The organism is Candidatus Neomarinimicrobiota bacterium, assembly GCA_030743815.1.
In the GTDB taxonomy this organism is placed as follows: Bacteria; Fidelibacterota; Marinisomatia; order Marinisomatales; family S15-B10; genus UBA2146.
In genome coordinates this window covers 22,950-46,552 of record JASLRT010000034.1, presented here as the reverse complement: position 1 = coordinate 46,552, position 23,603 = coordinate 22,950, and the positions used below count along the sequence as shown (strand labels likewise).

Below are 23,603 nucleotides of genomic sequence, written 5' to 3'. Positions count from 1 at the left end.
AGGAAAATCGGAGTTAGGCGGAGATCAGGAAGAGACTGGTTTTTCCGGTACGATGATCCAGGCGGCGATATAGGCGATGATGCCCGCACCGTGCCAAAGTACCAGAAAAACAAAAAATAGCCTGATGAGGACAGGATCGACGTCGAAGTATTCACCCAGTCCTGCACAGACACCGGCTATCTTTCCTTCCAGCCTGTTTCGGTAAAGACGCTTCATGTTTCAAGTAGAATCAGCTCCCCAGTCGTCATCAGAATCAGCGTAAAGGGGGTAAGGAAATCTAAGCCGAACCGTTCGTTTTTGCGCATGATTTTGAATCCGTCGGTGATTCCGATCCCGATAGCGGGCGGTCGCCGACAGGTTTGCGGGTATACCCTGGATTTGCCGTCAGCGACCCGCCAAGGCGGGCTCACAGACGGCTGGTGAAGGTTGTCCTTTGCGTTCTATTTGATCAAGCGTAGTTTTCTGAGTGCTCATTGTGTGGTATCTAATCGATGACTGACCGGTTGCGTTTCTTGTTCAGGAGGTTACCGCGTATTAACCAATTCTAGACGTAACTCTTAGAGCACAAAAGGAAAGTATGGAAGACCGTCTCGAGCAACTGTTAGCTGAGTTAGTGGCGTGTGATTCTGTCAATCCGGCGTGGAGTGAGGGGCCTGGTGAAAAGAGCGCTGCCAAATTCATCGCATCGGAATTGAGCAGCGCGGGAGTGACGCCGGCTGTGCAAGATAGCGGTTCTGGACGGGCAAATGTGGTGGCTACTATCCCGGGAGCGGGCGGTGCACCGTCCGTTCTCCTGAATGCGCACATGGATGTCGTGGGAACTGAGAATATGGACGATCCCTTCACTTTGCGGCGGGATGGAGATAAACTCTACGGTCGAGGCGCATACGATATGAAAGGCAGTGCGGCGATCATGCTGGCGCTGGCAGAACACTTTTCGGATCATTTACCTCCGGGCGATATTCATCTAACGTTCGTGGTAGACGAAGAAGACTTGAGTCTCGGCATGGAGCGGCTGATTGATGATTGGCTGCCGACGCTCCCCCAGCTACCGTCTGCGGGCATCTTTATGGAGCCGACAGAAGAGCAGATAGGTATCTGTCATAAGGGATTTGCCTGGTACGAGCTGACGATTGCCGGTAAGTCAGCTCACGGATCGCGGCCGGAGGAAGGAGTTGACGCTGCTCAGCCGCTGGGTCCTGCCATAGCGGAAATTGCCGAGATCCAGTCTGAGCTGCACGCTCGCGCGCCACACCCTCTTTTGGGACACGCGACACTGCACGTAGGGACCGTCAAAGGAGGCTCCGCCCTGCCTGTGATCGCGGCTGAATCGAGGCTGACGTGGGAGCGGAGGATACTGCCGGGGGAGGAGAAGGAAGATCTCAACCGTGAGCTGAAGCGGGTTGCGGACGCTGCGAACGCTTTCCCTGGAAATCACTCTGTCGACTCAAAAGAACTGTTCTACCGTCCGTCACACAGTCTTGATGCCGATGCAGAAATCGTCCTTCGCCTTCAGTCTGTGGCTCCATCGGCGGAGCTGAAAGGGATGTCATACTGGGCTGATTCAGCCCTCGCCGCCGCGGCAGGAATTCCTTCAGTCCTTTTCGGTCCTGTCGGTCACGGTGCCCACGCCGTCGATGAGTGGGTGAGTCTCAGCAGCTTAGTGAGAGTGTATGAGTCGCTACAAAAGCTGATCAGCAGCATGGATCAGTCATCGGTGAATTGATACGCATGCTCGAGACCCTCTTCAGGAGGTAATGATGGCAAAGGTGGAAGTTGGCGGGATCAATCTATACTACGACATTCACGGGACTGGGGAGCCGCTGTTGTTTATTCACGGTCTTGGCTCCAGCACGCGGGACTGGGAGGCACAGACGAAATTCTTTTCGGCGGACTATCGGGTAATCCTGATCGACCTTCGGGGGCACGGCCAGTCAGATAAACCGAAAGAACAATACAGTATTCTTCAGTTTTCAGCGGATATTGAAGCTCTCCTAAACGGGTTGGAGATAGAGTCTCTGCATGTTGTTGGGCTTTCACTCGGCGGTGTGATAGCGCTTCAGTTTGCGCTGGACCATCCCCATCGAGTCAGAAGTCTCGTTCTGGTAAACAGTTTTGTGGAGCTTCTCTTTCGAACCTTTAGCGAAAAGATGGAAATGTGGAAACGGAACACCGTCGTGAGACTTTTAGGGATGAGAAAGATGGGTAAAGTGCTGGCGGGCCGACTGTTTCCGAAGGACAGTCAGGAGGAACTGCGGAACGTCTTCATCGAGCGGTGGGCGGAGAATAACAAGCAATCTTACCTGAGTGCTTTCAAGTCTATGGCGGGATGGAGTGTTCGCGATCGGCTTGGGGAGCTTCATGTGCCTACGCTGGTGCTTTCCGCAGAACACGATTATACTCCCCTTAACGTGAAAGAAGCATACGTGTCCCAAATGCTCGGCGCTGAACTGGTAGTCATCGAAGATTCTTATCACGGGCTGCCGGCAGAAAAACCGGAGGAGTTCAACCACGCCGTGGCCGGTTTTCTGAACAGGTTAGACCGATAGGACAGAGTTTCTGAAGATGTCTGCCTACATCTATCAGTATGGTCTTGGTGGCATAGTCTTTTTTGCGGGACTTTTCTTCGCCTGGCGGCAGGGATATGTTGGATTGTCGGGCAAAGGGGTGCGTAATCTTCTCATTCTCTTTTTCGCCCTCGCCTTCTACGCCCTCCTTCAGGGCTATCTTCAATTTGGTTCCATGTCCCAAGGAGTAACCGGTATTTCCCGGGAACTCTGGTTGCCAGTCGGAACAATGGGCACACCCCTCGACTACGGCATCATGATCGCGTACTTCATTCTGATCCTCATCGTCGGGACGACCTTCGCCAGACGCCAGAAGACACTGGCTGACTTTTTTTTCGCCGGGCGGCGCTTCCGCTGGCCCATCATCACTTTTTCTCTGGTGGCGACGACGGTGGGCTCTTACAGCTTTGTGAAATACAGCCAGGTAGCCTTCAAGTATGGCCTCGGAAGTTCGCAGACCTATCTCAACGACTGGATGTGGCTACCGCTTTTCCTGTTCGGCTGGCTGCCGATCCTCTACTTTTCCCGAATCACCTCCATTCCGGAGTACTTTGAGCGACGGTTCGATTCGAAGGTACGACGCTGGGTGACATTCTATCTATTGATCTACCTCATCGGCTACGTGGGGGTGAATCTTTTCACCATGGGGAAGGTGCTGAACATCCTTCTCGGTTGGCCGATTCCTACGGCAGCGATCATTGTCGCAACCATCTCCGCCATCTATGTCACCGCTGGCGGACAGACAAGCGTCATCATGACTGACCTGTTGCAGGGCGTAATGCTCTTGGTCACTGGCATCCTGATTCTGTTTCTCGGAGTCAACTATTTCGGTGGATTTGATGACTTCTGGCATCACTTGCCGCGAAGTCACAGGCTGGCATTCCCGAACTTCAACAGCGATCCCTCGTTCCCCAGTGTCGGCATCTTTTGGCAGGACGGCATCGCCAACACGGCCATGTTCTACTTTCTGAATCAAGGGATCATTATGCGATTTCTGTCGGCGAGATCGGTGGCTGATGGCCGCAAGGCCATGGTGGCAGTGGTGCTGGTTCTGATGCCTGTGGCGGCTGTTGTGGTGGCATCGGGCGGATGGGTAGCGCGGGCGCTGGTTCAAGCAGGCGTTCTGTCACCGGGTACTGAATCGGCAGAAGCTTTTTTTATGGCAACCCACTTCCTGAGCCGTCCGGGAATCTTTGGACTCATTCTCGCCACCCTCACCGCCGCCCTCATGTCCACCGTCGACACCCTCATCACCGCTGTGGCAGCGGTGTTTGTGAATGACGTTTACAGGCCAATCTTCCGCCAGGAAGCTCAGGAGAAGGAGTTACTTGTGGCCGCGCGCCTCAGTTCAGTGGCCGTCACAATCCTTGGTATTCTACTCGTGCCGGTGTTCATGTCTTTCCAGACCATCTACGCGGCCCACGGCGCCTTCACCGCCGCGGTTACGCCTCCCCTCGTGGTGACACTCATGCTGTCCGTCTTCTGGCGACGCTTCACCCAGAAGGCCGCCCTCGCTACGCTCATCGGCGGGATGGGGGCAATCGTGTTGTCTCTGTTCGTGCCACAGATCATCACGCCCTTCGCCCATGGCGTCCCAATGACGGAGGGCGGCGACAGCCTCCTCGCGGGGATGAATCAGTTCAAGTTTATGCGCGCCTGTTTCGGTGTGGCAGTGAGCGGTCTTTTCGGCGTAGCTGTCACCTTCTTCTCGAAAGCCGAGCCGGCTGAACGGCAGAGAGGACTGGTTTGGGGAACGGTCGAAGAGAATTGATCGTTTGTTAGTAAGACTACTTCACCCTAACCCGCCTCTCCCTGATGAGCGCCATCAGCCGGTCGGGGTAGTCGGTGATGATGCCGTCCACACCCAGGTCAAGGAGCTGTGCCATTGTCTCAGTGTCGTTCACCGTCCACGGGATCACCTCAAACCCGGTGTTCTGAATTTCTTTCACGGTGCTCCCGAGAAAGAGTGAATCTTCTGCTACCACGAGTGCCCAGTGGGGAGAGAAGATATCGACGTAGGCGTCCGCCGCCCTGAGCAGTCCCAGAGACGTACCGCCCGATTTATGGAAGTCGATCCCGTTCAGCCACGGTGACGGTGTGGAATCGTTCATCGACTTGTATGTGTCGTCTCCGAGGAGGGCCGCCGTTCGTATGGATGGTGCGAGATTTCTGACACGTTCTAGGGCCGGCCAGTAGAAAGACTGGATCACCACGCGCCCTTCCATCCCGTTCAGGCGAATTATCTCCAGAACCGCGGTCACGAATTTTTCATCAGGAACCGTTACAGGATAGAGAGGATGGATCTTCAGTTCGAGGTTGAATCTGACGTTGCGTCCTTGTTTCTTCGCTAGATCGAATACCTCTTGGAGGGTTGGAATAGGTGTGCCTGGAAGGTTCACTCTCGGAGGTTCGGGGAAGCGCGCTGGATCAGGATTGAGGGAGCCGCAGTCAAATGATTGTACTTCTTTCAGAGTGAGGTTCATAATGAATGGGCCGTACCCTCCGGAATCGACTTCGATGGGGGAACCGTCGGCATTCAGGCACAGTCGCGGATTGATGTAAGGGTCGTGTGCGACAACCACCTGCCTGTCCTTCGTGACGCCGAGATCCAGCTCGATGGTGGAGACGCCGATCTCCATAGCCAGTTCAATGCCGGGCAGTGTATTCTCCGGGAGCAGCCCTCTTGCTCCCCGATGACCTTGGACGTCGAAGACCGGATCGGGAACGCACGAAATGTAGCAGAAAACGGTCGTTAAAAAGATATTCAGGGGACTATGAATAGTTCGATTTGTAACCAGTGACATGATGCTTCTTTTTCTTTCTGAATAATCTTACTTTAGATGGGACTGCAGAGTCTAATACTTCTGTCGCTAATAGTCAATCTATGACACATCACCAAATCAGGAGATGCGCTTCATGCTGAATAAATATCTATACCTCGTTTGCTGTCTCATGCTGATGAGTTGTAGTGGCTGGGTTAGTAAAGTGAGCAAACCGTTCGCGTACTCGGGTTTTTCTGCACCGGAGTTCAGCGGTTTCACAAAAAGTTCAGAATACGTGAAAATGTCTGACGGAACCAAGATCGCCATCGACATTTTCATACCGGCCGAAGGACCGCCAAGAGAGAGCTTCCCGACGGTACTGTGGTACACCCCCTATCAGCGTGCGCAGATCAATCCTGAGACAGGCGAGATCAGGGATATGTCTCACGAGGATGGGGCTACTTTTCTTCTGTCTCACGGTTATGCCCTGGTGTGCGCCGACATCCGCGGAACAGGTATCTCCAGCGGCTGGCTCATGGATTTCATGCCGGAAATCTGGCGGGACGGCAAGGAGCTTATCGACTGGATGGCGGCTCAGCCGTGGTGCGATGGAAACGTGGGCATGATGGGAGGTTCCTATGTCGGATGGTCGCAGACCGCCACAGCCTCTCAAAAGCCTGAGGCGCTGAAGTGCATTATGCCCGCTGTCATTCCTCTGGACGGCTACACCGGAGAGGTCTATCCCGGCGGTATCTACCTGGAAGGCTTCATGAAGGACTGGTCCGGCTTTATGTACTATTCCGAACGGAATTTCTATCACCCCGATATTAAGGCTATGACTGCCCCCGTAACGGATGAAGACGGTGATGGTGAACTGACCGATGAGATTCCCATAGATGTTAACGAAAATGGGATGTTCCTTGATGACGGCTATCCCCCTGCCTATCGTGATGAGAATGGTGCCGAGCGGGAACATATCTACTATCACGCTACCATGGATCACCATCAGAGAAACTATGACTATACAGAATGGGCGGAGGATCTCTTTTTTGTTGACGCCAAGAACCCCTTGGGATATGCGGCCATAGATGTCGGTCCCAACGCTCAGGCGACGGCCATTATGGAGTCGGGCATCGCCGTGTATAATGTGGGCGGCTGGTTCGACGGATTCACCCGGGGAAGCTTCGAGCTTTACTGTACCCTTGGACAGAAGAATCCTTCAAGAATAATGATAACACCAGCCTATCATAGTATTACCTCCGGTCCTTGGTGGCACTACTTTGGCTATACCGATGAGGAAGCTCTCGATATGGTTCTGACAGAACATTTGAGATTCTTTGACCGCTATCTTAAGGGGATTGAAAACGGAATTGAGCGTGAAGATCCTGTGTTGATCTACGTCATGAATGGTGACGGTTGGCGGCAGGAGAAAGAGTGGCCGCTGAAACGCCAGGTTGTCAGAAGTTACTACTTCGGACCGGAGGGGTTGCTGAGTGAGACATCGCCAAGCAGAGGTACCGATGACTATACAGTTGACTATTCTCACAGTTCAGTTTACGGTTCAAACAATGGCAATCGATGGATGAGCCTCTCTGGCGGACAGCCCGACGCTATTCCGGTGAGAACTGAACTGGACAAGAAGACACTGCTGTACACCAGTCCACCTATGTCCCGCGATACGGAGGTCACCGGCCACCCTGTTGTCGATCTCTGGGTTTCCTCAACTGAGGCCTACGGCGATTTTTTCATCTATCTGGAAGATGTGGACGAGACTGGTCAATCCGTTCTGGTGACAGAGGGGCAGCTCAGGGCAGGCTTCGCCGGGCTGTACGATAACGATGACATCATTCCGGGCAATAGCGGTATCGAAGTTTTGCCTGAACTCCCCTGGCACGGCTACCGCAAGGACCAGTATGTGGAAGGTATCCTTGCAGATGGGAGGACGGTCGAACTCAGGTTCGATTTTCACCCCACGTCATGGGTATTCAGGAAAGGGCACCGGATTCAGGTTTCCATCGCCTGTGCCGATGCGCCGACCTTCAGGCTCCATCCGAAGCTGGCGCCGAATAATGATCCGGATGATGGTGAGAATATTGTGCCTACAGTCACTGTGCACTGGGGCGGCAATCGCCCTTCGCGGATTGAACTTCCGATCATACCGTCCTCTTGAGGATGCCTCTGTCGCGGATTGCCCCTCACGTTAGACGTTCGAGGACGGGCGGACAAACAGCGAGTGACGAGCAACCAATAACCAGCTACCGCTAACCAATCACAAAGTACTTAAGGGTCGTGCCCGATAGTCCATTCACAATCCGCTCCTTCGAGCCAAAAGATGAATCTGCCGTTTATGAGATTTGCCTCAAGACCGGCGACTCGGGCAAGGATGCTTCCCATCTGTTCACCGATCCCTTGGCACTGGGCCACATCTATGTAGGGCCGTATGTAAACCTCGAACCTCAGTCCGCCTTCGTGCTGGAAGATGACCGCGGCGTTTGCGGCTATATCTTCGGAGCTGTTGAGTCTGATCTGTTCTACCGCCGCTTCAGGAACGAGTGGCTGCCGCAGCTGAGACGGAGATACCGTGAGCCTGCCGGTGATCGCTCAGAGTGGACGGAGGACGAGAAGCTCTACCACCTCTACTATCACCCCCATGTCACTCATCCTGACTCATTGCGGAAATACCAGTCCCATCTCCACATAGATCTTTTGCCGCAGGCTCAAGGCAAGGGACAAGGTGTGCTCATGATGGATCGACTGATGGAACATCTCAGGGAAGCAGGTTCAGCGGGCGTTCATCTCGAACTTGCGCTCAACAATGAGAGGGCCTATCGGTTCTACACTGTCTACGGATTCGTGGAGCTGGAGAGGAGTGGGGATTCGATCTATATGGGGTTGCGGCTTTAGGGAGGTTATGGCCAGCGGCCGAACGGCAAGAATTTTTGCTTATTGAGCAGAACTCCTACTGATCTGGCTTACGGTAAAGTATTCGACTTTCGGTACGTGAACAATCGGAGACCCGTCCTTTATAGCGCCAGTGAAGAAGGATGGCTATTCTACTCAATCCACCCGTAGTACCGCCCCATCCAATAAGGGAGAAGCCAGTATGTAGGGGTTTCTTCGCTCGATCCATCTCCGCCGCCGTCTGGAATGAATGGATTTGTATTCCACTTGTGAATCCGTCGTTCGTCCGGCGGCAGGACAAAGGTGGTTTGAGGGTGGCCGGAACGATCCGCCAGTGGCCGCAGTTGTATATCGATGCGGTGAGAGTTCTCCATGCGCCATTCAACCATTTCGAGAGGAATTCTATCCAGGGTCATGAGCGACTCTTTCAGTATATCGTCGGTCATAGCGCCGGCACCTGAGGCGACGGACATGAAGTTCCAGAGCGGGTTCATATCCGGGCGGATCTGACTCCAGGTGAACCGCACGCTGGCGAGGTAATTGTCCCGCAGTGCCGGATCGTCTTCGTATAGAAAAAGAGGAAAGGCCGAAAGGTAGTAGAGTTCGTCATCGGAAAAGTTAATCTCCCACTCTTCGCTGATCCAGCGGCGGTAGTAGAGTGTGTTCGTGCCGTAGCCGTGATCAAGCCGGTCGCGGTAGGCGTCGTCATATTTCTGGTTTCCGGTGATGTGGTGCGCAGTCTTCAGTATGGAGAGGAGTTCCAGCGACCGGAGCGCCTTTTCGTATTCTCCTTCTGGCGTCTTAAAGTACTCCGTCCCCCAGACTCCCCACCGCGTCGGCTTGCCGTCAACATCGATGAGGTTCCAGTCGTTCTCCATGATGTGGTCAGTGATGCGGGAAAGAACTTCCGCCATCTCCGCCTTCTCTTCTTCCGTGGCTACGAGGTCAAAATAGATGGCATAGGCGTAGTAATGGCCGACCGCCTCGTCGGAACTGGTATCTCCTTTCCAGAGCCACTTCCCATCGGGAGTGGGGTGCCATTCGCCGCCTCCGTGCGGCGGCTCATCCACAGACTTGAACGAGCGGGCAAAGAAGCCGGTAATGCCGGTAATCTCCTCAAGCCTCATGAGGGCGCGCATGGAGCGGCGGGCCTTCCAGAGCGCATCCTCCGAACCGGTCACGGCGTAGCGGTAAGCCTCAGCCGCCAGATACATGGCCGTCCAGAGACCGTCGTTATCCGAGTCTCTCGTCTGACTCGTGGAAGTATCTCCCGGGGCGAAGAGCCCGCAGCCGGAGACAAAGCCGTGGCGAAGGTGTCTGTCATCAATCATCTTTTCATAATGTGCCGCCTTCTCTGCCAGTGTCATAGGCCGCCACTCGATGAGCGACACTCCCGTCTTTGTCCGAATCCAGACCTTCCGCAAGCCGTCCCCCTCTTCCACGTGGATGTTCTGAATATCATTATCTTGGAGCCAGCGGCGCCCGTGGAAGTACTGCCATCGATCCCAGCGATGTGCAGCCTTGCCGTCAAAGCGTACTGCACCCTCGTCACTCCCGAGCCAGACGGCGCCTGGCCGCTCCGTCCTGTACAGCATGAGGCCTTCTACGGGGCCCCGCTCATTTCCCTTCCAAACCTTCGGCCGGGCATTTTGCAGCACCTTCGCGGGCACTTCGGCTGAATTCAATGCATAGTGGGTGGCTACTCTCTGTGTTTGACCGATTACAGTTCCGGTGCCAAAGATTGTGACAGACAGAGCAAGTAAAGCAGTCTTTCGGAACGGATGCCACTTGCTGGAATGGCGGTATCTTTTAAGAACCGTCCACCTGTTGTTCTCCATGATTTCCTCCCTGATAATAGTCAATGTTTACGAATCTGCTGACCTGTTGCCGTAGCGGGCAGCAAGCATAAGTGTGAAAGGATAGAGCACAAAAAAGGCGCCAAGGATCAAGAAGTAGGCTCCGAACTCGAGAAAGATTTCGTTGAACCCTTCGAGGCTCTGTGCTCTGGACAGATTGAACAATCCGATGCAGAGAATCCAGCCGCCGGATATGAACGAAATCAGGTTCTCGAGGCGGAACGGCTTCCCTTCCAACCACTGTCTGAAAGAGACGACCCTTCTCGTCTTGCTTATCCAAAGTCCCAGCCCCATCCAGACGAGCCACGAAACCGCCTGAAGGAGACTCAGACTACGGAAGTAGTCCATCCAGGTGAAAAGGGGGCTTAAGGCTACGAGCTCCCGGCTGTCTTCCCTTCGGTCACTATAGATAAGGAGTTGGGTCTCGGCACTCCTGCGCGACCTCAGGATCTCCATCACAGCCTCCCGCTTTTCTCCAAGGGAGAGTCTTTTCCACTCTGGGATGGTGAGGGCGTTCCAGGTGTAGGCGGCGGAACCGTAACCGTGATAGTCGCATGATCCCAACGAGAGGAGGTTGTTGGACTGACACACCTTGATGAGGGCGGTTCTGAGGCTGTCGGCATATCCGCGGCTGTTCTGATTTTCGAGCTCGAATCCGTCCACGCCCATCTTCACGTAGTGAGCGATGGGATTTTTCCTATTCTCAAACCAGTGAGCCACAATGACTGCTCCGCCCTGGGCGTGAACGGAGTCGATGAGCTGGGGTTCAGCCATTCCTCTGCTCGTAAAATCGTGATTGATCCCCAGCAACAGCATGTGATTGCTGCCGGAGAATTCCTGGCCGCACAGGACAACGGGTGCCTCAGGGATTTCGCCTCTGTTCTGTCTTTCCATAAGTTCGAGCGTTTTCGCGTGGTGATTGTGGTCCGTCATAAAGAAGGCATCAAAGCCGTTCCGTTTGTGCCACGCCATCTGTTGTGCTTGCGAGAAGAGACCGTCGTGGCTGAAGTACGAGTGAGCGTGAATGTTCAGCAGAATTTTGTTTGCGGATTTGTTCCGGATAGTATTGCTTGGAAGAGGAACGAAAATGATCATAAGGAGCGTTGCGCCCCACATTGCGAACGCCGCGGGGAGTCTGGCAAACCACTTCAGAAGAGTGCGTCCCGTACTGCTGTTCTTCAGACCTTTGCCGCGCCTCAGCATGACTATGAGCATGACAACAGCGATCCAAACTGCAAAAGCGAAAAGTTCAGCAATGGGACGGACGCTTCGCATATAGAACAGGAGGGGACCGAAGAACGGTTCGAAGATAATTCTCGCCGGAGCTACGACAACCGAAAAATCTTCTATTTGCTGTTCGGTGAGGGCTTCAGCGATGTAAGGTGATCGGTGGAAAGCAGTGGCGAGTAAAATGATGATAGTGACGAGAATAGCTCTTGGCAGATGGGATCGTATCATGAGCTGCAAAGAATGTATATTGAATAGCTGGATTCTGGCACTATCTTTTTCCGTCACCGGTCGCTCTCTTGCGGGTCGGTTTCGGTAAGAACGCCAGATCCCACGGTAGGATCACCAGTACAATTAAGGCTGGATTTATTATTGAACGATGTATTATCTTGCCGCTTCCTAATGAGGTCTTTCGGCAAAGATAAATCCAATTCCCGGCATTTGACTTTAGAGAATCGCGGACGGTCTAATGCGCTGAGAAGACAGCTCAAGTTCAGCATCCGGGGCATACTTACTATTCTTTTGATTTTCTCTGAAGCGGATCATAAAACATCATGGTTCTTGGACGTATCGACTACATTATAATCGTCATCTACCTTTTGGGCACCGTATCTCTCGGTGCCTATCTCGGCCGTCGCATGCGCACAGGCAAAGATTACTTCCTCGCCGGCCGGTCGCTGCCGTGGTGGGCAATCGGGATGTCGCTGGTGGTGACCGATATCGGTGCTGTGGATATGGTAGGGGTTGCCGGTTCGGCCTATCTCTATGGTATCGTCCTCGGTAATTACGACTGGCTCGGGTCTGTACCTGTCATGATTATAGGGGCGTTCCTTTTCATCCCCATGTTCTGGAAATCAAAAGTGAGTACCATACCCGAGTGGCTCGGTGCCCGTTACAACAACACTGTCCGGACGGTATCAGCCTTAATCTGGGGCGTCTATATGGCCATGGCCCTGGGGATTGTTCTGTACGCTTCTGCTGTCATGTTCAACGTCCTCCTCGATCTTAACCCGAAAATAATGATTGTGAGTCAGGAAAGGCATACGTTTGAAGCAATCCCGAAAGTGACAGATGCGAAAAAATATGACTTTATTTTCACCGGGTCGTATGGTGAGGCAACTGAACTTGAAGAGATACACAATCCCAATCTGGTGCTCATAGACAGGGATCTTCTCACCACAGATGCCCAGGGAGCTGTCGCAGAGGGATCGACACTCTTTTTCCAGCGGGATGAAATCAGTGCCGAATGGGGCAAGAAAGTTCTCGGTGAAGCGAGGCGCCCAAGCTGGACTATTTTCTACTCCATCGTTTTAATGGGTGCCATCATCGGTATCTACACACTTTTGGGCGGTCTACGGGCGGTGGTCTATACTGATGTCATTCAATGTGTCGTAATGCTCGGAGGCTCCCTCTTTGTCCTGTTCTTCGGCATCTACAAGCTTGGTGGCGTCAGCCAGTTTGTGGATACCGTGCACGCATTGGGTGACAGGGCGCAGGATCATTTCAGTCTGATACTTCCCGCGGACACCAAAGCGCCCCATCCGTGGTCAGGAATCTTTTTCGGACTGGGACTTGTTCTGGCCAATGCTTACTGGATTGGTAATCAGGCTATCGTGCAACGGTCTATGGGAGCGCGCTCAATGGCAGATGCCAAAGCTTCGTATGTTTTTGGCTCGCTCTTGAAGGTTCTGATTCCGTTTGCCATGGTGATCCCGGGAATCATCGCCTTGGCCCACAACCCCAATATTGCTGATGCTGATAAAGCTATGGCCACACTTATCAGGGATATCGTCCCTACGGGACTGCTGGGGATCTTCTTCGCCGCTTTTCTGGCGGGACTTATGTCCAGCGTCGATTCAATGCTTAATTCTGCCGCTACCATCTGGACGAGAGATATCTACCAGAACTACATCAGTTCCAACCGCGACGACCACCACTATCTTGTCGTCGGCAGGTGGATTACACTTATCTTCATCGTCTTCTCCATCTATTTCGCCCAGTATGCCAACCGGTTCAGTAGCATCTATGAACTCAGCCAGACGCTGCTGTCCCTGTTTCAGGGACCGAGTCTTGCCATCATCATTCTCGGTGTCCTGTGGAAGCGGACCACAGGCAAGGGGGCCTTGGCAGGACTTCTCACCGGTGTGGCGTTTTCCAGTGGACTGGTATGGGTTAATAATAATGCCACCCAGCCGCTGTTCCAGATCACGGAACCGTTCCTCTATATTGCGTGGTGGTCGTTTGTTGTATCCATCTCGTTTACTGTCATTGTCAGTCTGTTAACCTCCCCGGAACCTGATGAAAAACTGAGGGGCATGGTATATCGTTATGAATAAAAGAGAGATCATATGACTGCCGTTCTGATAGCGATCTCTAATGCGCTTGCCGATTTCTGGGCCGATATCCTCCGCGGTCCGGGAGATTTTTTCCGTGACCTGGTTATCTCAGTTGATCTGACGGTGGCCCGTGGCGTATTCATTGCCTACTTTGTGATTCTGCTCGTCTGGATCTTCACCATTCCCCAATCTGAAATGACCATTAAGAACAAAGCAACTGGCAAGCTTACCAATCTGCGGCCGTTCGCCATCGTTGCCCTCGTCTCCCAAATCGCTATTTATCTCCTTTTTTAGCTCCCCGGCTATGCCGTGGCTTGAAATTCAACAGATGTTTGCCTTGCAGGAAAAACGTGAATTTTTCACTGATGTCAGGTAAAACTGGAATACGGAACAGATTAGGGAATGCCTTTGTTGTTTTGGTCACTGCTTCGTTTCTACTGGCCGGAGATGGACCCGCGCCTCCGCGGGGGTATTACAGCTTTAAGTTTTTGGAGCTAGCTGTTTTTCTAGGCGTCGAAAATATAGTCAATCTCGATCCTGAAGTGCCGCCCGATATAGTTGAACAGAAGGATCTCGTCTACAGGGAAGTGGGCGGCAGGGAGCTGGCTCTCGATCTCTATCGTATGAAGGGACAGCCGGAACCGGCCCCTTGCCTGGTCTTTATTCACGGTGGCAGTTGGCGCCACGGGGAGCGGTCAGATTATCTTGTCTACCTCCTCGATTTCGCGGAACAGGGCTATGTAACGGCCTCAGTCTCCTACCATTTCTCCCCTGACTACCAATTCCCCGCGGCTGTAACAGACGTGCGGCAGGCGGTGCGGTGGATCAAAGCCAACGCCGGGCGTCTGATGGTTGATCCCGAAAGGATCGCCCTCATCGGCGGATCGGCGGGTGGGCACCTTGCCCTTATGGTCGCCTATTCAGAAGAAGAGGACCAGCCTGTGGAGAGCAAGAATGGGGCGGAGTCCAGTTTAGTTCAAGCGGTTGTGGATATTTACGGCCCTGTCGATCTGACAACACCGGTGGGACAGCAGAGTGATGCGGTGCGGGAGTTTCTGGGCAAGTCATATCTTGAAGATCCTCAACTGTTCGTGACAGCATCACCCATCACTCACGTTACAGCAGACGATCCGCCTACGCTAATCTTCCACGGCACCAGCGATAAGGTTGTCCCCATCCGGCAGGGTGATATTCTGGCCGCCAGATTAGAGCAAGTTGGTGTGCCGCATGAATACCACCGACTGAAGGGGTGGGTGCACATGATGGACGCCGTGGTTTCTGTGAACGAGTATTTTCAGTATCATATGAACGATTTTTTCCAGCGATTCCTGATAAACGCTGACTGAGGAGGAGTCATGGCGAGACACTTTACCGGTATACTGCTCTTGGGACTTTTCATTGCGTGCACCGGCAGTTCTGAGAATTCGGAAGCCAGCGCCACATGGGGTGAAAGGCTCGGTTATGCAAAAGACAAGCGCGTGTTGATCCTGCACGCTGATGACATCGGCATGTGCTATGAGGCAAATGTTGCCGCAAAGGATTACCTTATAGGCGACTTCATCCAGTCGGCTTCAGCCATGGTGCCGTGCCCGTGGTTCGATGAAATAGCCGACTGGTACCGGGAAAACTCCGAAGAAGATGTCGGTCTCCACCTCGCCCTTACCAGCGAATGGGATTACTACCGCTGGGGATCAGTCTCACGCGCAACAGATGTGCCGGGACTTATCGATCCCGATGGCTATCTTTGGCGCGAGGTAATAGATGTGGTGAAGCACGCATCGGGAACGGAAGTCGAGAAAGAGATCAGGGCGCAAGTGGAGCGGTCCATTTCACGGGGAATACGCCCCGGTCACCTGGATACCCACATGGGGACCCTCTACGCCAGCACCGCTTTCACGGAGGCTTACTTCAAGGTGGCGACAGAATACGGAATTCCTGCCATGGTGATCGAGTTTACACCGGAGGTGGTGGTGCGGTTCCGGGGTGAGGGCTACCCGATCGATGAACGGATGATCGAGCTCGGACGGAACTATCCTCTGCCGAAACTGGACGACTTCTACGCCGCGCCGGAAGCTGATACTTACGCTGAGAAAAAAGGAAAATTCTATAAACTGGTTCAATCACTGAAGCCGGGGATTACGGAGATCATATTTCACCCGTCCATCGAGACGCCCGCCCTGAAGCGGATCACCAACTCGTGGCAGCAGCGGGTGTGGGAGGCACAGATGTTTTCCGATCCGGAAGTGATGGAATTCCTTCAGCAAGAAGGAGTACTATTCACGAATTGGAAGGAGATGATGGGACGGTTCCGAGATGGCCGGCAAGCTGAACAGCCCCGAGCAGACACCGGGGCTCCAGACGGTGGATAGGGACCGGATTTTAATACATTATCGGCCAACTCCGCGGTTTGTTCTGAGATCCCTGTTCACAGTTATCCTTCCATAAAGACCACTGTCTCTCACTACGCTCATCCGGCTAGGCTTCCAGGAACGTTGCCCAGACAAAATTGGCCGATGCGTGCACCAGCGCCGATGCGGTGATTTTTCCTGTTTTCATCCAGGTGTAGCCGTAAGCGAGACCCGCCAGCGTGGCCATGATGGCGTACATCCAGTTGGGCTCTGGGTAGCCGGTTGTAGCGTTGTTGATATGAGCTAGACCAAAGATGACGGCTCCGATTCCCAGGGCCAGGTTTCTATTGCCGAAACGCGTTTCCATCTGTTGCTGAATGATCCCCCTGAAAAGCATCTCCTCCGGCAGGGCGGTGAAGAAGAAACCGAGCACCCATATCAGGATCCAGCGCGGCAGGTCAAACGGCTGGATATGCAGCGCCAGAAAGTTAGAAGCGAGCCCGAGAGGAATTCCCACGATCAGAAACGCGCTGAAACTGAGCAGTACGATTCTCAAATCGCTCCTTCGTATTCTGAAATTGTAGCCCATTTGCGGCAGAGGCCTCAAAATCAGATATAGAAAAAATCCCAGATTGACAGCCGTCAGCTGACGGATGGGGAAGCTCACCCCGGAGGTGGTATGGGCGTCCGCTTTCGGCAGCCAGCCGAATTCAACGGGCAGCCAGAGGGCCAGGATGGCTACCACGTCAGCAAAATTCAAGGTGGGAGCATCCTTGGGACGGTAAAGAGTCAGCAGCGCAGGAGTCAGCAGATAGAGGAAGAGCCTGCCGAAATCTGTGAGAAATCTGTAGATGTCATGGGAGAAAGTGGATAAGTTTGCGAGGACAAAAGGGACGGCCAAAAGAGCGGTAATCAGCAATGCTCTGCCGCGGCTCGAACAGAGTGATTGTAACGGACTGGTAAACCAAGTACCGGAGAAAGCAACATAGAGTATTATCAGAAGGAGAAAAGCTGTCCAGTCGAGCCACATATTCTTTACAGTTTAACGGGTGTGAACAAAGATGACAACCGATTTCAGTGTGGCCCGGCCGGGGAAACAGTCGGCGGGTAAGGGCGATTACCCTGTTGTCATCACTTTCTTAGCGAAACACGATTTAACAAGGGAGCATCAACATGAAGTGGCTTAAGCGGACAGGAATAGTGCTGGTGATTATCATTATTATCTCTGCAATCTGGATGATTACCAACATCCGCAACCGGCATCCCGGCTATTCAGTCGATCTGAAGATTGATGCTGCTGAGACAGAGGGCCCATTGTCGGCAGGTTTCGCCGCATTCCCCATCACACCTACAGTAGTTGATACGTGGACAGATGCCAACGGAGACGCCCGTTATCAGCCGCTTGACGGCGATATTTTTGAGGATGGAAACGGTAACGGCATGTTCGATCCCGTCTGGATTGCCGGTTTCCACAACCGCCGTCCCGCCAACGGCATCCATGACGATCTCTGGGCCAGAGTGATGATCATTGATGACGGACAGACACGCCTGGCCATCGTCGCCCTTGATGCTGTCGGCCTCTTCCATGATGATGTTATCGATATCAGGAAAATGCTCCCCCCGCAGTTAGAAATCGACTATGCCATTGTCTGCAGCACGCATGACCACGAGGCGCCGGATCTGTTGGGACTGTGGGGCGGCGGCTGGTTCAAGAGCGGTGTTGACCCGAACTATATGGCACATGTAAAGTCACAATCGGTGAAGGCCGTAGAAGAGGCGGCGCAAAACCTTCGTCCGGCCGTCTTCAGGTTTGCTCAAGATTTGACGGGAGCGGCTCCATTCGTGGAAGACTCCCGCCACCCCATCGTTCTCGATCCGGGGGTGCGACTTATTCAGGCACTCGATGCTGAAGTGGACACAACGTTGGGAATACTCATTGCGTGGGCCAACCACCCGGAGACGATGTGGTCCCGCAATCTTCTTATCTCCTCAGACTATCCTCATTATGTCCGCAAGTTCATTGAAGAGGGTGTCGGTGGGACAGCCGTCTATATTAACGGCGCCATTGGCGGTCTTATGACCACCAGTCCGAGATTTGCCATCCCCGATCTGTTTGAGGACACTACCTACACGTCTGTCTCTTTTGCAAAGGCGAGGGCACAGGGGCAGCAGATTGCTGCGGTGGCGCTCAACGCCCTCAGGCGTGATGGTGTTGTAGAGATAGATGAGGGTGGCATCACCCTGCGTGCGCGCACTATCGCTGTTCCGCTCCATAACAAGATTTTCCGGCTGGCGTTTGCCCTCGGTGTCTTAAGCCACGGCTTTGAACGGTGGATGGAGATGCGGACGGAGGTGGCAGCTTTCACCCTTGGACCCGCCAGTTTCATGACCGTTCCGGGGGAGATCTATCCTGAAATCATTAACGGTGGCATCGAGGCGCCGCCCGGTCAGGACTATACCCTCCAGCCGATGGAAGTGCCCCCGCTGCGGGAGCTGATGCCGGGACGGTTCAAATTCGTTTTTGGACTGGCAAATGATGAGATTGGCTACATCATTCCCAAAAGTGAATGGGACACAGATGCTCCATATTTGTATAATGCAAGTAGTTCGCCCTATGGGGAGGTCAACTCCATCGGTCCTGAGACAGCGCCCATCATACACAGAGAAATCAGTGACGTTGTGTTGGGATTGAGGGACAAACGGTAGGGGGCATGCGGTTAGGTCTCTTTAAAGTGACCCCTGATATTGCCAGCCGTGTGACGGTCTTTGGTTGCCTGCAGTTTCTGCTGTGCTCAACTGTCGCCATGTTCTTCTATGGCGGTGGAACAGCCTGGGATGCTGGTGCTAGCGGCTATACTTTCTGGCACAACTTCTTCAGCGACCTCGGAAGAACGGTCTCCTACGCCGGCGTACCCAACAGGGTGGCTGAACCCCTTTTTAACACCTCTCTCATTATTCACGCGGTCACCCTGATCTACTTTTACATCGTCTATCCCTCGCTCCTTTCGAAAAAGAAGTTTCTTCGTCTGGCTGTCACTCTTGCCGGTGTCCTTTCCGCCATTGGCCTCATACGCGTAGGACTGAATCCCGATGACATCCGCCCGGAGCAGCACATGGCCGGCGTCTGGCTGTGGGGGATTCCGCTCTTTCTGGTGATGATTACTACGATTGGCGACGGAATCTGGGGGAGGAGCCTGGCCAGAAAGGAGCTCCTTTTCACAGGCGGCTTTGCCTTTATCCTCGCCGCTCATATCTATCAGGGGCTCTCGGATCTAAGCGGTCCTGCCGTCCCTGCCATGCAGAAGATAGTTGTATATTACAATATTACTTGGTTTCTTGTGATGAGTCGCCTGTTGAGGAAAGAGTCTTCCCGCAAATAGTACTCTTCACATACGATAGTATACCCTGACGCCAAGCAGGCGGGGCTCCCCCCACTGTTGCATCTGAATGCCGATGTAGCCGTTGATGCCGTGCCATCTGATGTATTCTGTATCCAGCAGATTGTTACCCCACAAGTAGAAGCCGAATCTGCCTGCATCGATGCCCACGTGACCGTTGATGAGCGTACGCGAATCGACAATGAGTTCATTCAGAAGCGGATCGGTGGTAAACTCAACTGCCACTTCACCTATATGATCGCTTCGCAATTGGGCATTCAGGCGCAGGCCTCTCTTGAGCGGTTGCGCGTAGTCGGCTACCAGGCTCCACGACGTCCTGGGATAATAGCTTATGTTCTGACCGGAAAAATCGTTACCCTGTCCATCGTTGAATTTGTTGAAGACCGCTTGCGTGAACCCGAAACCACCCATGAGGGTCAGACGGTTCTGAAAGAGTCGTGCGGTAAAGTCGGCCTCGATCCCCTGGATAGTTGAGGAGGCGGCGTTGGATACTTTATAGCCCTCGAAGAGATCGACAAATTGGCTCACCTGCATATCTTCATAATCCATGTAGAAATAGGCGGCGTTAATGAATGCTGTGTTAGTGCGGTTGCCTGCCTTGATTCCCAGTTCATAGTTGGTGATAAATTCAGGATCAAACGGTTCGGTTACCGATTCGAAGTTTGATACATAGTCCGAATTATACCCGCCACTTTTGAACCCCTGAGAAACAGTCGAATAGATGTTGATGAGAGGAGTGAAGCGATATTTGATACTCACTGATGGTGTAACCGCGCTCCAATCCAAAGTGTCCTCGTAGAATCCGTCGGGTTCTCCGTCACCATCTTCATCTTCCGGCATGTAAATATAACCGAAGGCCGGAAGCCCGTCCTGGCGGTATTTCATATCCTTGGTATCTTTTGTATATCTGGCGCCTAATGTGAAGGTAAGTCGGTCGAACAGTGAATAGTCGAGGGAGCCGAAAACACCAACACTGGTGGTGATGCCGTGACCTTCCGGCGCCACATCCTCTATCAGATTCTCCGTCAGGAAAGGGGGCAGACCGGTGACGAAATAGACAAATTCTGTTGTGGGGTAAACAGGGCCTGTCATATCGTTTGTCAATCTGAAATAGAACAGTCCTCCTACCCATGAGAGATTGCCTCCTGAGCCGGAAGTTAAACGCAGTTCTTGCGAAATCTGGTCCCCGGTATCGTCCCATTTTCCAGTGATGAGGTGCAAGCCGATACCGTCTTCATCATTGAAATAATCCCGGCCGGAAGAGCGGGTAGCGGTGATAGACGAAAGTGTCCAGTCGTTGCTTAGTGTGTAGTTAAGCGTCAGCGTGGCACCGGTCAGATTGCGCTTGTAGTAGGTTGTCGTATCGTGTCGGTAGAAGTACCGTCCTTCATCGGTAATGATTGAATCCCATCTGGCTTCATAGAGCGAATCTATCAGCGTGCCGTTCAGAGTGGGCGCGTCGCTGGTGAGGTGCCAGTCCGATACATGATAGCCGGCACCGATGATGTCATCCCTGCTGAAATCGTAGCTGAAATCGATAGTCAGCCGCCTGAGAGGAACGGCTCGCAAAGCGAACCTGCCGCCGAAAGTATTGTCGTACTTTTCCTGTCTGCCATTGTAACTGTTGGTGAGGTATCCGTCCCAGTACGAATAGAACAGCGTGGATTTCGCATAGATCCAATCAGTGAGTGGGAGGTTGACCATGGCACGAATCTTGCGATAGTTGTTCTGCGCCAGATCGGCGCTGGCGGCCACTCTTCTGACGGGGCTCGGCTTGGCGGAGACCATGTTGATGGCACCGGAGATAGCGTTGCGTCCAAAGAGAGTTCCCTGCGGCCCGCGCAAGAATTCTACGCTCTGCATATCGACGATATCAAAGTTGATGAAACCTGGTCTGCCCATGATGACGCCGTCGAGATAGACCCCCTCGGCTGAGCCGAAGCCGGGATTCCGCGCTCCGCCCGCAATACCCCTTATGTTAAAATCGTCAATTGAAGATTGTCCTTCCACTATGGTCACGTTCGGTACCAGCGCTACCAGTTCGTGCAGTGACGTTGCACCGAGGTCCTTGATCATATCCTCCTGGATTGCCACCATGGAGATGGGCACTTCCTTAATCGTCTCCTCCCGTTTGCGGGCGGTTACCACTACCTCCTGTCCGAACAGTTCTCCCGCAATAAGGGTGATGGTGAGAGCAGTGAGATCATCTGACAGTGAAAGTGAGAGACGCTGCGATTGGTAACCGATGTAGGTGACCACCAGCACAAAATCGGCCGGTGGAATGCTTTCGATGTGAAACCGGCCTTTGCTATCTGTGGCGCCGCCGAACTCAGTTCCTTCGATATAGACATTTGCCCCGATGAGGCGAATCCCCTTTTCGTCAGTTACCAGTCCAGTAACTGACTGCCCATATATGGAAAAACCGCAAGAAATCAGTAATGTGAGGATGATGCGAAGTTTGTCTCTCAACATGAGTCCCCTTGAGTTTCAGGACGAAGATTGAAACACTATTTCCGAATAGGAATATATTTCTTATCCAGTTAATTTGCCAGCACTCAGGTCATTACTCTGTTTCTCGATCTTAGCGGCAGAATGAGGAAACTGGAATGAAATTTGGTGACAGCTACGACTCTGACATTTCGGACGAAAAGTTTGATGTAATCATGATCGGATCCGGCATGAGCGGTCTAGCAACCGCGGCTCTGCTCTCAAAGGCCGGCAAACGTGTATTGGTGCTAGAGCGGCACTTCAAGGTGGGTGGCTGGACTCATACATTCAAGCGCGGAAACTACGAGTGGGACGTCGGCATCCACTATATCGGTGGTGTCGGTAAGAGAGATGGAATTCTGCGTATTTTGTTCGACGATATCACTGAGTCAAGCCTTCAATGGTCCAGAATGCCAGAAACGTACGACCGGATGATCTTTCCTGATGCCTCCTACGACTTTGTTTCCGGCAGGGAAAACTTTATCAATCGCCTGACTGAATACTTCCCGAAGGAAAGAAGTGCCATTGAGCAATACTTGGAACTGGTGCGCGACTGCAACAGGGCGTCGCGGCGGTTCTTTTCCAATCGGGCCCTGCCGAAATCGCTGGGTAGGATCGCCTACCGTCCCATGTCGCGCCATTATCTCAAGTACGCCGATCGTACTACATGGGACGTTCTCTCGAGTCTCACATCAGACAGAAAGCTGATCGGCGTCCTTGCCGGGCAATACGGTGATTACGGCCTGACGCCGAGGCAGAGTTCGTTTGCTATTCACGCCGCTGTTGTCAATCATTATCTGTATGGTGCCTACTATCCGGTGGGCGGCTCGAGCAGTATCGCCGGGACCATCGCACCCGTCATCGAGAGAGCAGGAGGCAAGATTCTTGTGAATGCGCAGGTTGAAAAAATCTTGACTCACAGGGATCGCGCCGTCGGGGTGAAGCTGACTAACGGTGATGAATTGAAGGCGCCGACGGTCATCAGCAGTGCCGGCGTCCTCAATACATTCGGTGACCTTCTGGAGAATAGAACATTGCCGGGGATAGAGATGGAAAAAGTGGAACGTTCCTCCTCTCATGTCTGTCTCTACATCGGTATCAACGGCACGGCGGAGAAACTCGGACTGGGCGGGACGAATCTCTGGATCTATCCCGATTACGACCACGACGCCAACGTGGATAAATATCTGGCTGATTCTCGTTCGCACCTGCCCGTTGTCTATGTTTCGTTCCCTTCCGCCAAAGATCCATCTTGGGAGGGCAACCACGGCGATACAGCCACTATGGAGGCCATTTCTATCGCGCCTTATGATATGTTCACGAGATGGGAAAACACAGGGTGGAAGAAGCGGGGCGAAGATTACGAAGACTTTAAGCAGGAACTGACCAGCCGGATCATGCGATTTGTATATGCCCATGTGCCGCAGGTTGAAGGGCATGTGGATCACCTCGAACTGTCCACGCCCCTGACAACACGCGATTTTCTCGGATATTCCCGCGGCGAGATATACGGTATAGATCATACCCCCAGCCGCTTCCGTCAGAAGTGGTTAAGACCGCACACCCCCGTCAAGGATCTTTATCTCACAGGACAGGATATCGTCACCGATGGTATAGCGGGCGCCCTCATGTCGGGTGTACTCACCACGTCGGCGGTTCTGCGCCGCAATGTAGTCAAGGACATCTTGAAACGGAGGGACTGAAACATTTTACGGAGTACT

At 53.2% G+C, this 23,603-nt stretch carries 18 protein-coding genes; 12 read left to right on the top strand and 6 right to left on the bottom strand.

Annotated elements, in window-relative coordinates:
* Positions 1 to 24 precede the first annotated feature (24 nt).
* Positions 25 to 216 (bottom strand): PspC domain-containing protein, encoded by a 192-nt coding sequence (locus tag QF669_03270; GenBank protein ID MDP6456467.1) that lies wholly within the window; start codon positions 214 to 216, stop codon positions 25 to 27.
* A gap of 361 nt (positions 217 to 577) precedes the next feature.
* Between QF669_03270 and QF669_03265 the strand changes: the two genes are divergently transcribed.
* Genes QF669_03265 through QF669_03255 form a run of 3 tightly spaced genes read left to right on the top strand, consistent with a single transcriptional unit; the run spans position 578 to position 4,338 of the window.
* Positions 578 to 1,726, top strand: a complete 1,149-nt coding sequence (locus QF669_03265; GenBank protein MDP6456466.1) for a M20/M25/M40 family metallo-hydrolase — start codon at positions 578 to 580, stop codon at positions 1,724 to 1,726.
* 31 nt (positions 1,727 to 1,757) lie between these two features.
* Positions 1,758 to 2,549 carry an alpha/beta hydrolase gene (locus tag QF669_03260; protein ID MDP6456465.1) on the top strand — a complete coding sequence of 264 codons (792 nt, stop codon included), beginning with the start codon at positions 1,758 to 1,760 and terminating at the stop codon, positions 2,547 to 2,549.
* A 16-nt stretch (positions 2,550 to 2,565) separates the two neighbouring features.
* A complete protein-coding gene (locus QF669_03255; GenBank protein ID MDP6456464.1) occupies positions 2,566 to 4,338 on the top strand; it encodes a sodium/solute symporter in 1,773 nt (590 codons plus the stop codon).
* Between the two features lie 16 nt (positions 4,339 to 4,354).
* Here the strand turns inward: QF669_03255 and QF669_03250 are convergent, their stop codons facing one another.
* Positions 4,355 to 5,371, bottom strand: a complete 1,017-nt coding sequence (locus tag QF669_03250; protein ID MDP6456463.1) for a glycerophosphodiester phosphodiesterase family protein — start codon at positions 5,369 to 5,371, stop codon at positions 4,355 to 4,357.
* 112 nt (positions 5,372 to 5,483) lie between these two features.
* Here QF669_03250 and QF669_03245 point away from each other — a divergent pair, with 112 nt between their 5' ends.
* Together QF669_03245 and QF669_03240 are read left to right on the top strand one after the other, a co-directional pair.
* A complete protein-coding gene (locus QF669_03245) occupies positions 5,484 to 7,499 on the top strand; it encodes a CocE/NonD family hydrolase (protein MDP6456462.1) in 2,016 nt (671 codons plus the stop codon).
* Positions 7,500 to 7,618: 119 nt separating this feature from the next.
* Positions 7,619 to 8,233 carry a GNAT family N-acetyltransferase gene (locus QF669_03240; GenBank protein MDP6456461.1) on the top strand — a complete coding sequence of 205 codons (615 nt, stop codon included), beginning with the start codon at positions 7,619 to 7,621 and terminating at the stop codon, positions 8,231 to 8,233.
* A 149-nt stretch (positions 8,234 to 8,382) separates the two neighbouring features.
* Here the strand turns inward: QF669_03240 and QF669_03235 are convergent, their stop codons facing one another.
* Both QF669_03235 and QF669_03230 read right to left on the bottom strand, forming a co-directional pair.
* Complete coding sequence (locus QF669_03235) at positions 8,383 to 10,068, bottom strand: hypothetical protein (protein MDP6456460.1); 1,686 nt, start codon at positions 10,066 to 10,068, stop codon at positions 8,383 to 8,385.
* Positions 10,069 to 10,095: 27 nt separating this feature from the next.
* Complete coding sequence (locus QF669_03230) at positions 10,096 to 11,601, bottom strand: hypothetical protein (GenBank protein ID MDP6456459.1); 1,506 nt, start codon at positions 11,599 to 11,601, stop codon at positions 10,096 to 10,098.
* Positions 11,602 to 11,867: 266 nt separating this feature from the next.
* Here QF669_03230 and QF669_03225 point away from each other — a divergent pair, with 266 nt between their 5' ends.
* The 4 genes from QF669_03225 to QF669_03210 all read left to right on the top strand — a co-directional run bounded on the left by QF669_03225 (position 11,868) and on the right by QF669_03210 (position 16,018).
* Complete coding sequence (locus tag QF669_03225; protein MDP6456458.1) at positions 11,868 to 13,649, top strand: sodium/solute symporter; 1,782 nt, start codon at positions 11,868 to 11,870, stop codon at positions 13,647 to 13,649.
* A 12-nt stretch (positions 13,650 to 13,661) separates the two neighbouring features.
* A complete protein-coding gene (locus QF669_03220) occupies positions 13,662 to 13,943 on the top strand; it encodes a hypothetical protein (protein MDP6456457.1) in 282 nt (93 codons plus the stop codon).
* A 71-nt stretch (positions 13,944 to 14,014) separates the two neighbouring features.
* The gene (locus QF669_03215; GenBank protein MDP6456456.1) at positions 14,015 to 14,995 is read left to right on the top strand and encodes an alpha/beta hydrolase; all 981 of its coding nucleotides are present in this window, start codon (positions 14,015 to 14,017) and stop codon (positions 14,993 to 14,995) included.
* 9 nt (positions 14,996 to 15,004) lie between these two features.
* Complete coding sequence (locus tag QF669_03210; protein MDP6456455.1) at positions 15,005 to 16,018, top strand: polysaccharide deacetylase family protein; 1,014 nt, start codon at positions 15,005 to 15,007, stop codon at positions 16,016 to 16,018.
* 106 nt (positions 16,019 to 16,124) lie between these two features.
* Here QF669_03210 and QF669_03205 read toward each other — a convergent pair whose 3' ends face one another.
* Positions 16,125 to 17,027, bottom strand: coding sequence for a type II CAAX endopeptidase family protein (locus tag QF669_03205; protein MDP6456454.1), 903 nt, complete (start codon positions 17,025 to 17,027; stop codon positions 16,125 to 16,127).
* Between the two features lie 143 nt (positions 17,028 to 17,170).
* Here QF669_03205 and QF669_03200 point away from each other — a divergent pair, with 143 nt between their 5' ends.
* Positions 17,171 to 18,703, top strand: a complete 1,533-nt coding sequence (locus QF669_03200; protein ID MDP6456453.1) for a hypothetical protein — start codon at positions 17,171 to 17,173, stop codon at positions 18,701 to 18,703.
* 5 nt (positions 18,704 to 18,708) lie between these two features.
* A complete protein-coding gene (locus tag QF669_03195) occupies positions 18,709 to 19,377 on the top strand; it encodes a hypothetical protein (GenBank protein MDP6456452.1) in 669 nt (222 codons plus the stop codon).
* 6 nt (positions 19,378 to 19,383) lie between these two features.
* Here QF669_03195 and QF669_03190 read toward each other — a convergent pair whose 3' ends face one another.
* Positions 19,384 to 21,867: a TonB-dependent receptor gene (locus tag QF669_03190; GenBank protein MDP6456451.1), complete on the bottom strand. Its 2,484-nt coding sequence runs from the start codon at positions 21,865 to 21,867 to the stop codon at positions 19,384 to 19,386.
* Positions 21,868 to 22,001: 134 nt separating this feature from the next.
* On the opposite strand from QF669_03190, the gene QF669_03185 reads away from it, so the two are divergent.
* Positions 22,002 to 23,585: an NAD(P)/FAD-dependent oxidoreductase gene (locus QF669_03185; protein MDP6456450.1), complete on the top strand. Its 1,584-nt coding sequence runs from the start codon at positions 22,002 to 22,004 to the stop codon at positions 23,583 to 23,585.
* Positions 23,586 to 23,603: the final 18 nt, after the last annotated feature.

Bases quoted from the DNA above. Each gene is read 5' to 3' on its own strand.
- QF669_03225 (MDP6456458.1), top strand. From the start codon at position 11,868: ATGGTTCTTGGACGTATCGACTACATTATAATCGTCATCTACCTTTTG.
- QF669_03260 (MDP6456465.1), top strand. From the start codon at position 1,758: ATGATGGCAAAGGTGGAAGTTGGCGGGATCAATCTATACTACGACATT.
- QF669_03220 (MDP6456457.1), top strand. From the start codon at position 13,662: ATGACTGCCGTTCTGATAGCGATCTCTAATGCGCTTGCCGATTTCTGG.
- QF669_03200 (MDP6456453.1), top strand. From the start codon at position 17,171: ATGAAGTGGCTTAAGCGGACAGGAATAGTGCTGGTGATTATCATTATT.
- QF669_03245 (MDP6456462.1), top strand. From the start codon at position 5,484: ATGCTGAATAAATATCTATACCTCGTTTGCTGTCTCATGCTGATGAGT.
- QF669_03190 (MDP6456451.1), bottom strand. From the start codon at position 21,867: ATGTTGAGAGACAAACTTCGCATCATCCTCACATTACTGATTTCTTGC.
- QF669_03270 (MDP6456467.1), bottom strand. From the start codon at position 216: ATGAAGCGTCTTTACCGAAACAGGCTGGAAGGAAAGATAGCCGGTGTC.
- QF669_03215 (MDP6456456.1), top strand. From the start codon at position 14,015: ATGTCAGGTAAAACTGGAATACGGAACAGATTAGGGAATGCCTTTGTT.
- QF669_03255 (MDP6456464.1), top strand. From the start codon at position 2,566: ATGTCTGCCTACATCTATCAGTATGGTCTTGGTGGCATAGTCTTTTTT.
- QF669_03205 (MDP6456454.1), bottom strand. From the start codon at position 17,027: ATGTGGCTCGACTGGACAGCTTTTCTCCTTCTGATAATACTCTATGTT.
- QF669_03235 (MDP6456460.1), bottom strand. From the start codon at position 10,068: ATGGAGAACAACAGGTGGACGGTTCTTAAAAGATACCGCCATTCCAGC.
- QF669_03250 (MDP6456463.1), bottom strand. From the start codon at position 5,371: ATGTCACTGGTTACAAATCGAACTATTCATAGTCCCCTGAATATCTTT.
- QF669_03265 (MDP6456466.1), top strand. From the start codon at position 578: ATGGAAGACCGTCTCGAGCAACTGTTAGCTGAGTTAGTGGCGTGTGAT.
- QF669_03195 (MDP6456452.1), top strand. From the start codon at position 18,709: ATGCGGTTAGGTCTCTTTAAAGTGACCCCTGATATTGCCAGCCGTGTG.
- QF669_03210 (MDP6456455.1), top strand. From the start codon at position 15,005: ATGGCGAGACACTTTACCGGTATACTGCTCTTGGGACTTTTCATTGCG.
- QF669_03185 (MDP6456450.1), top strand. From the start codon at position 22,002: ATGAAATTTGGTGACAGCTACGACTCTGACATTTCGGACGAAAAGTTT.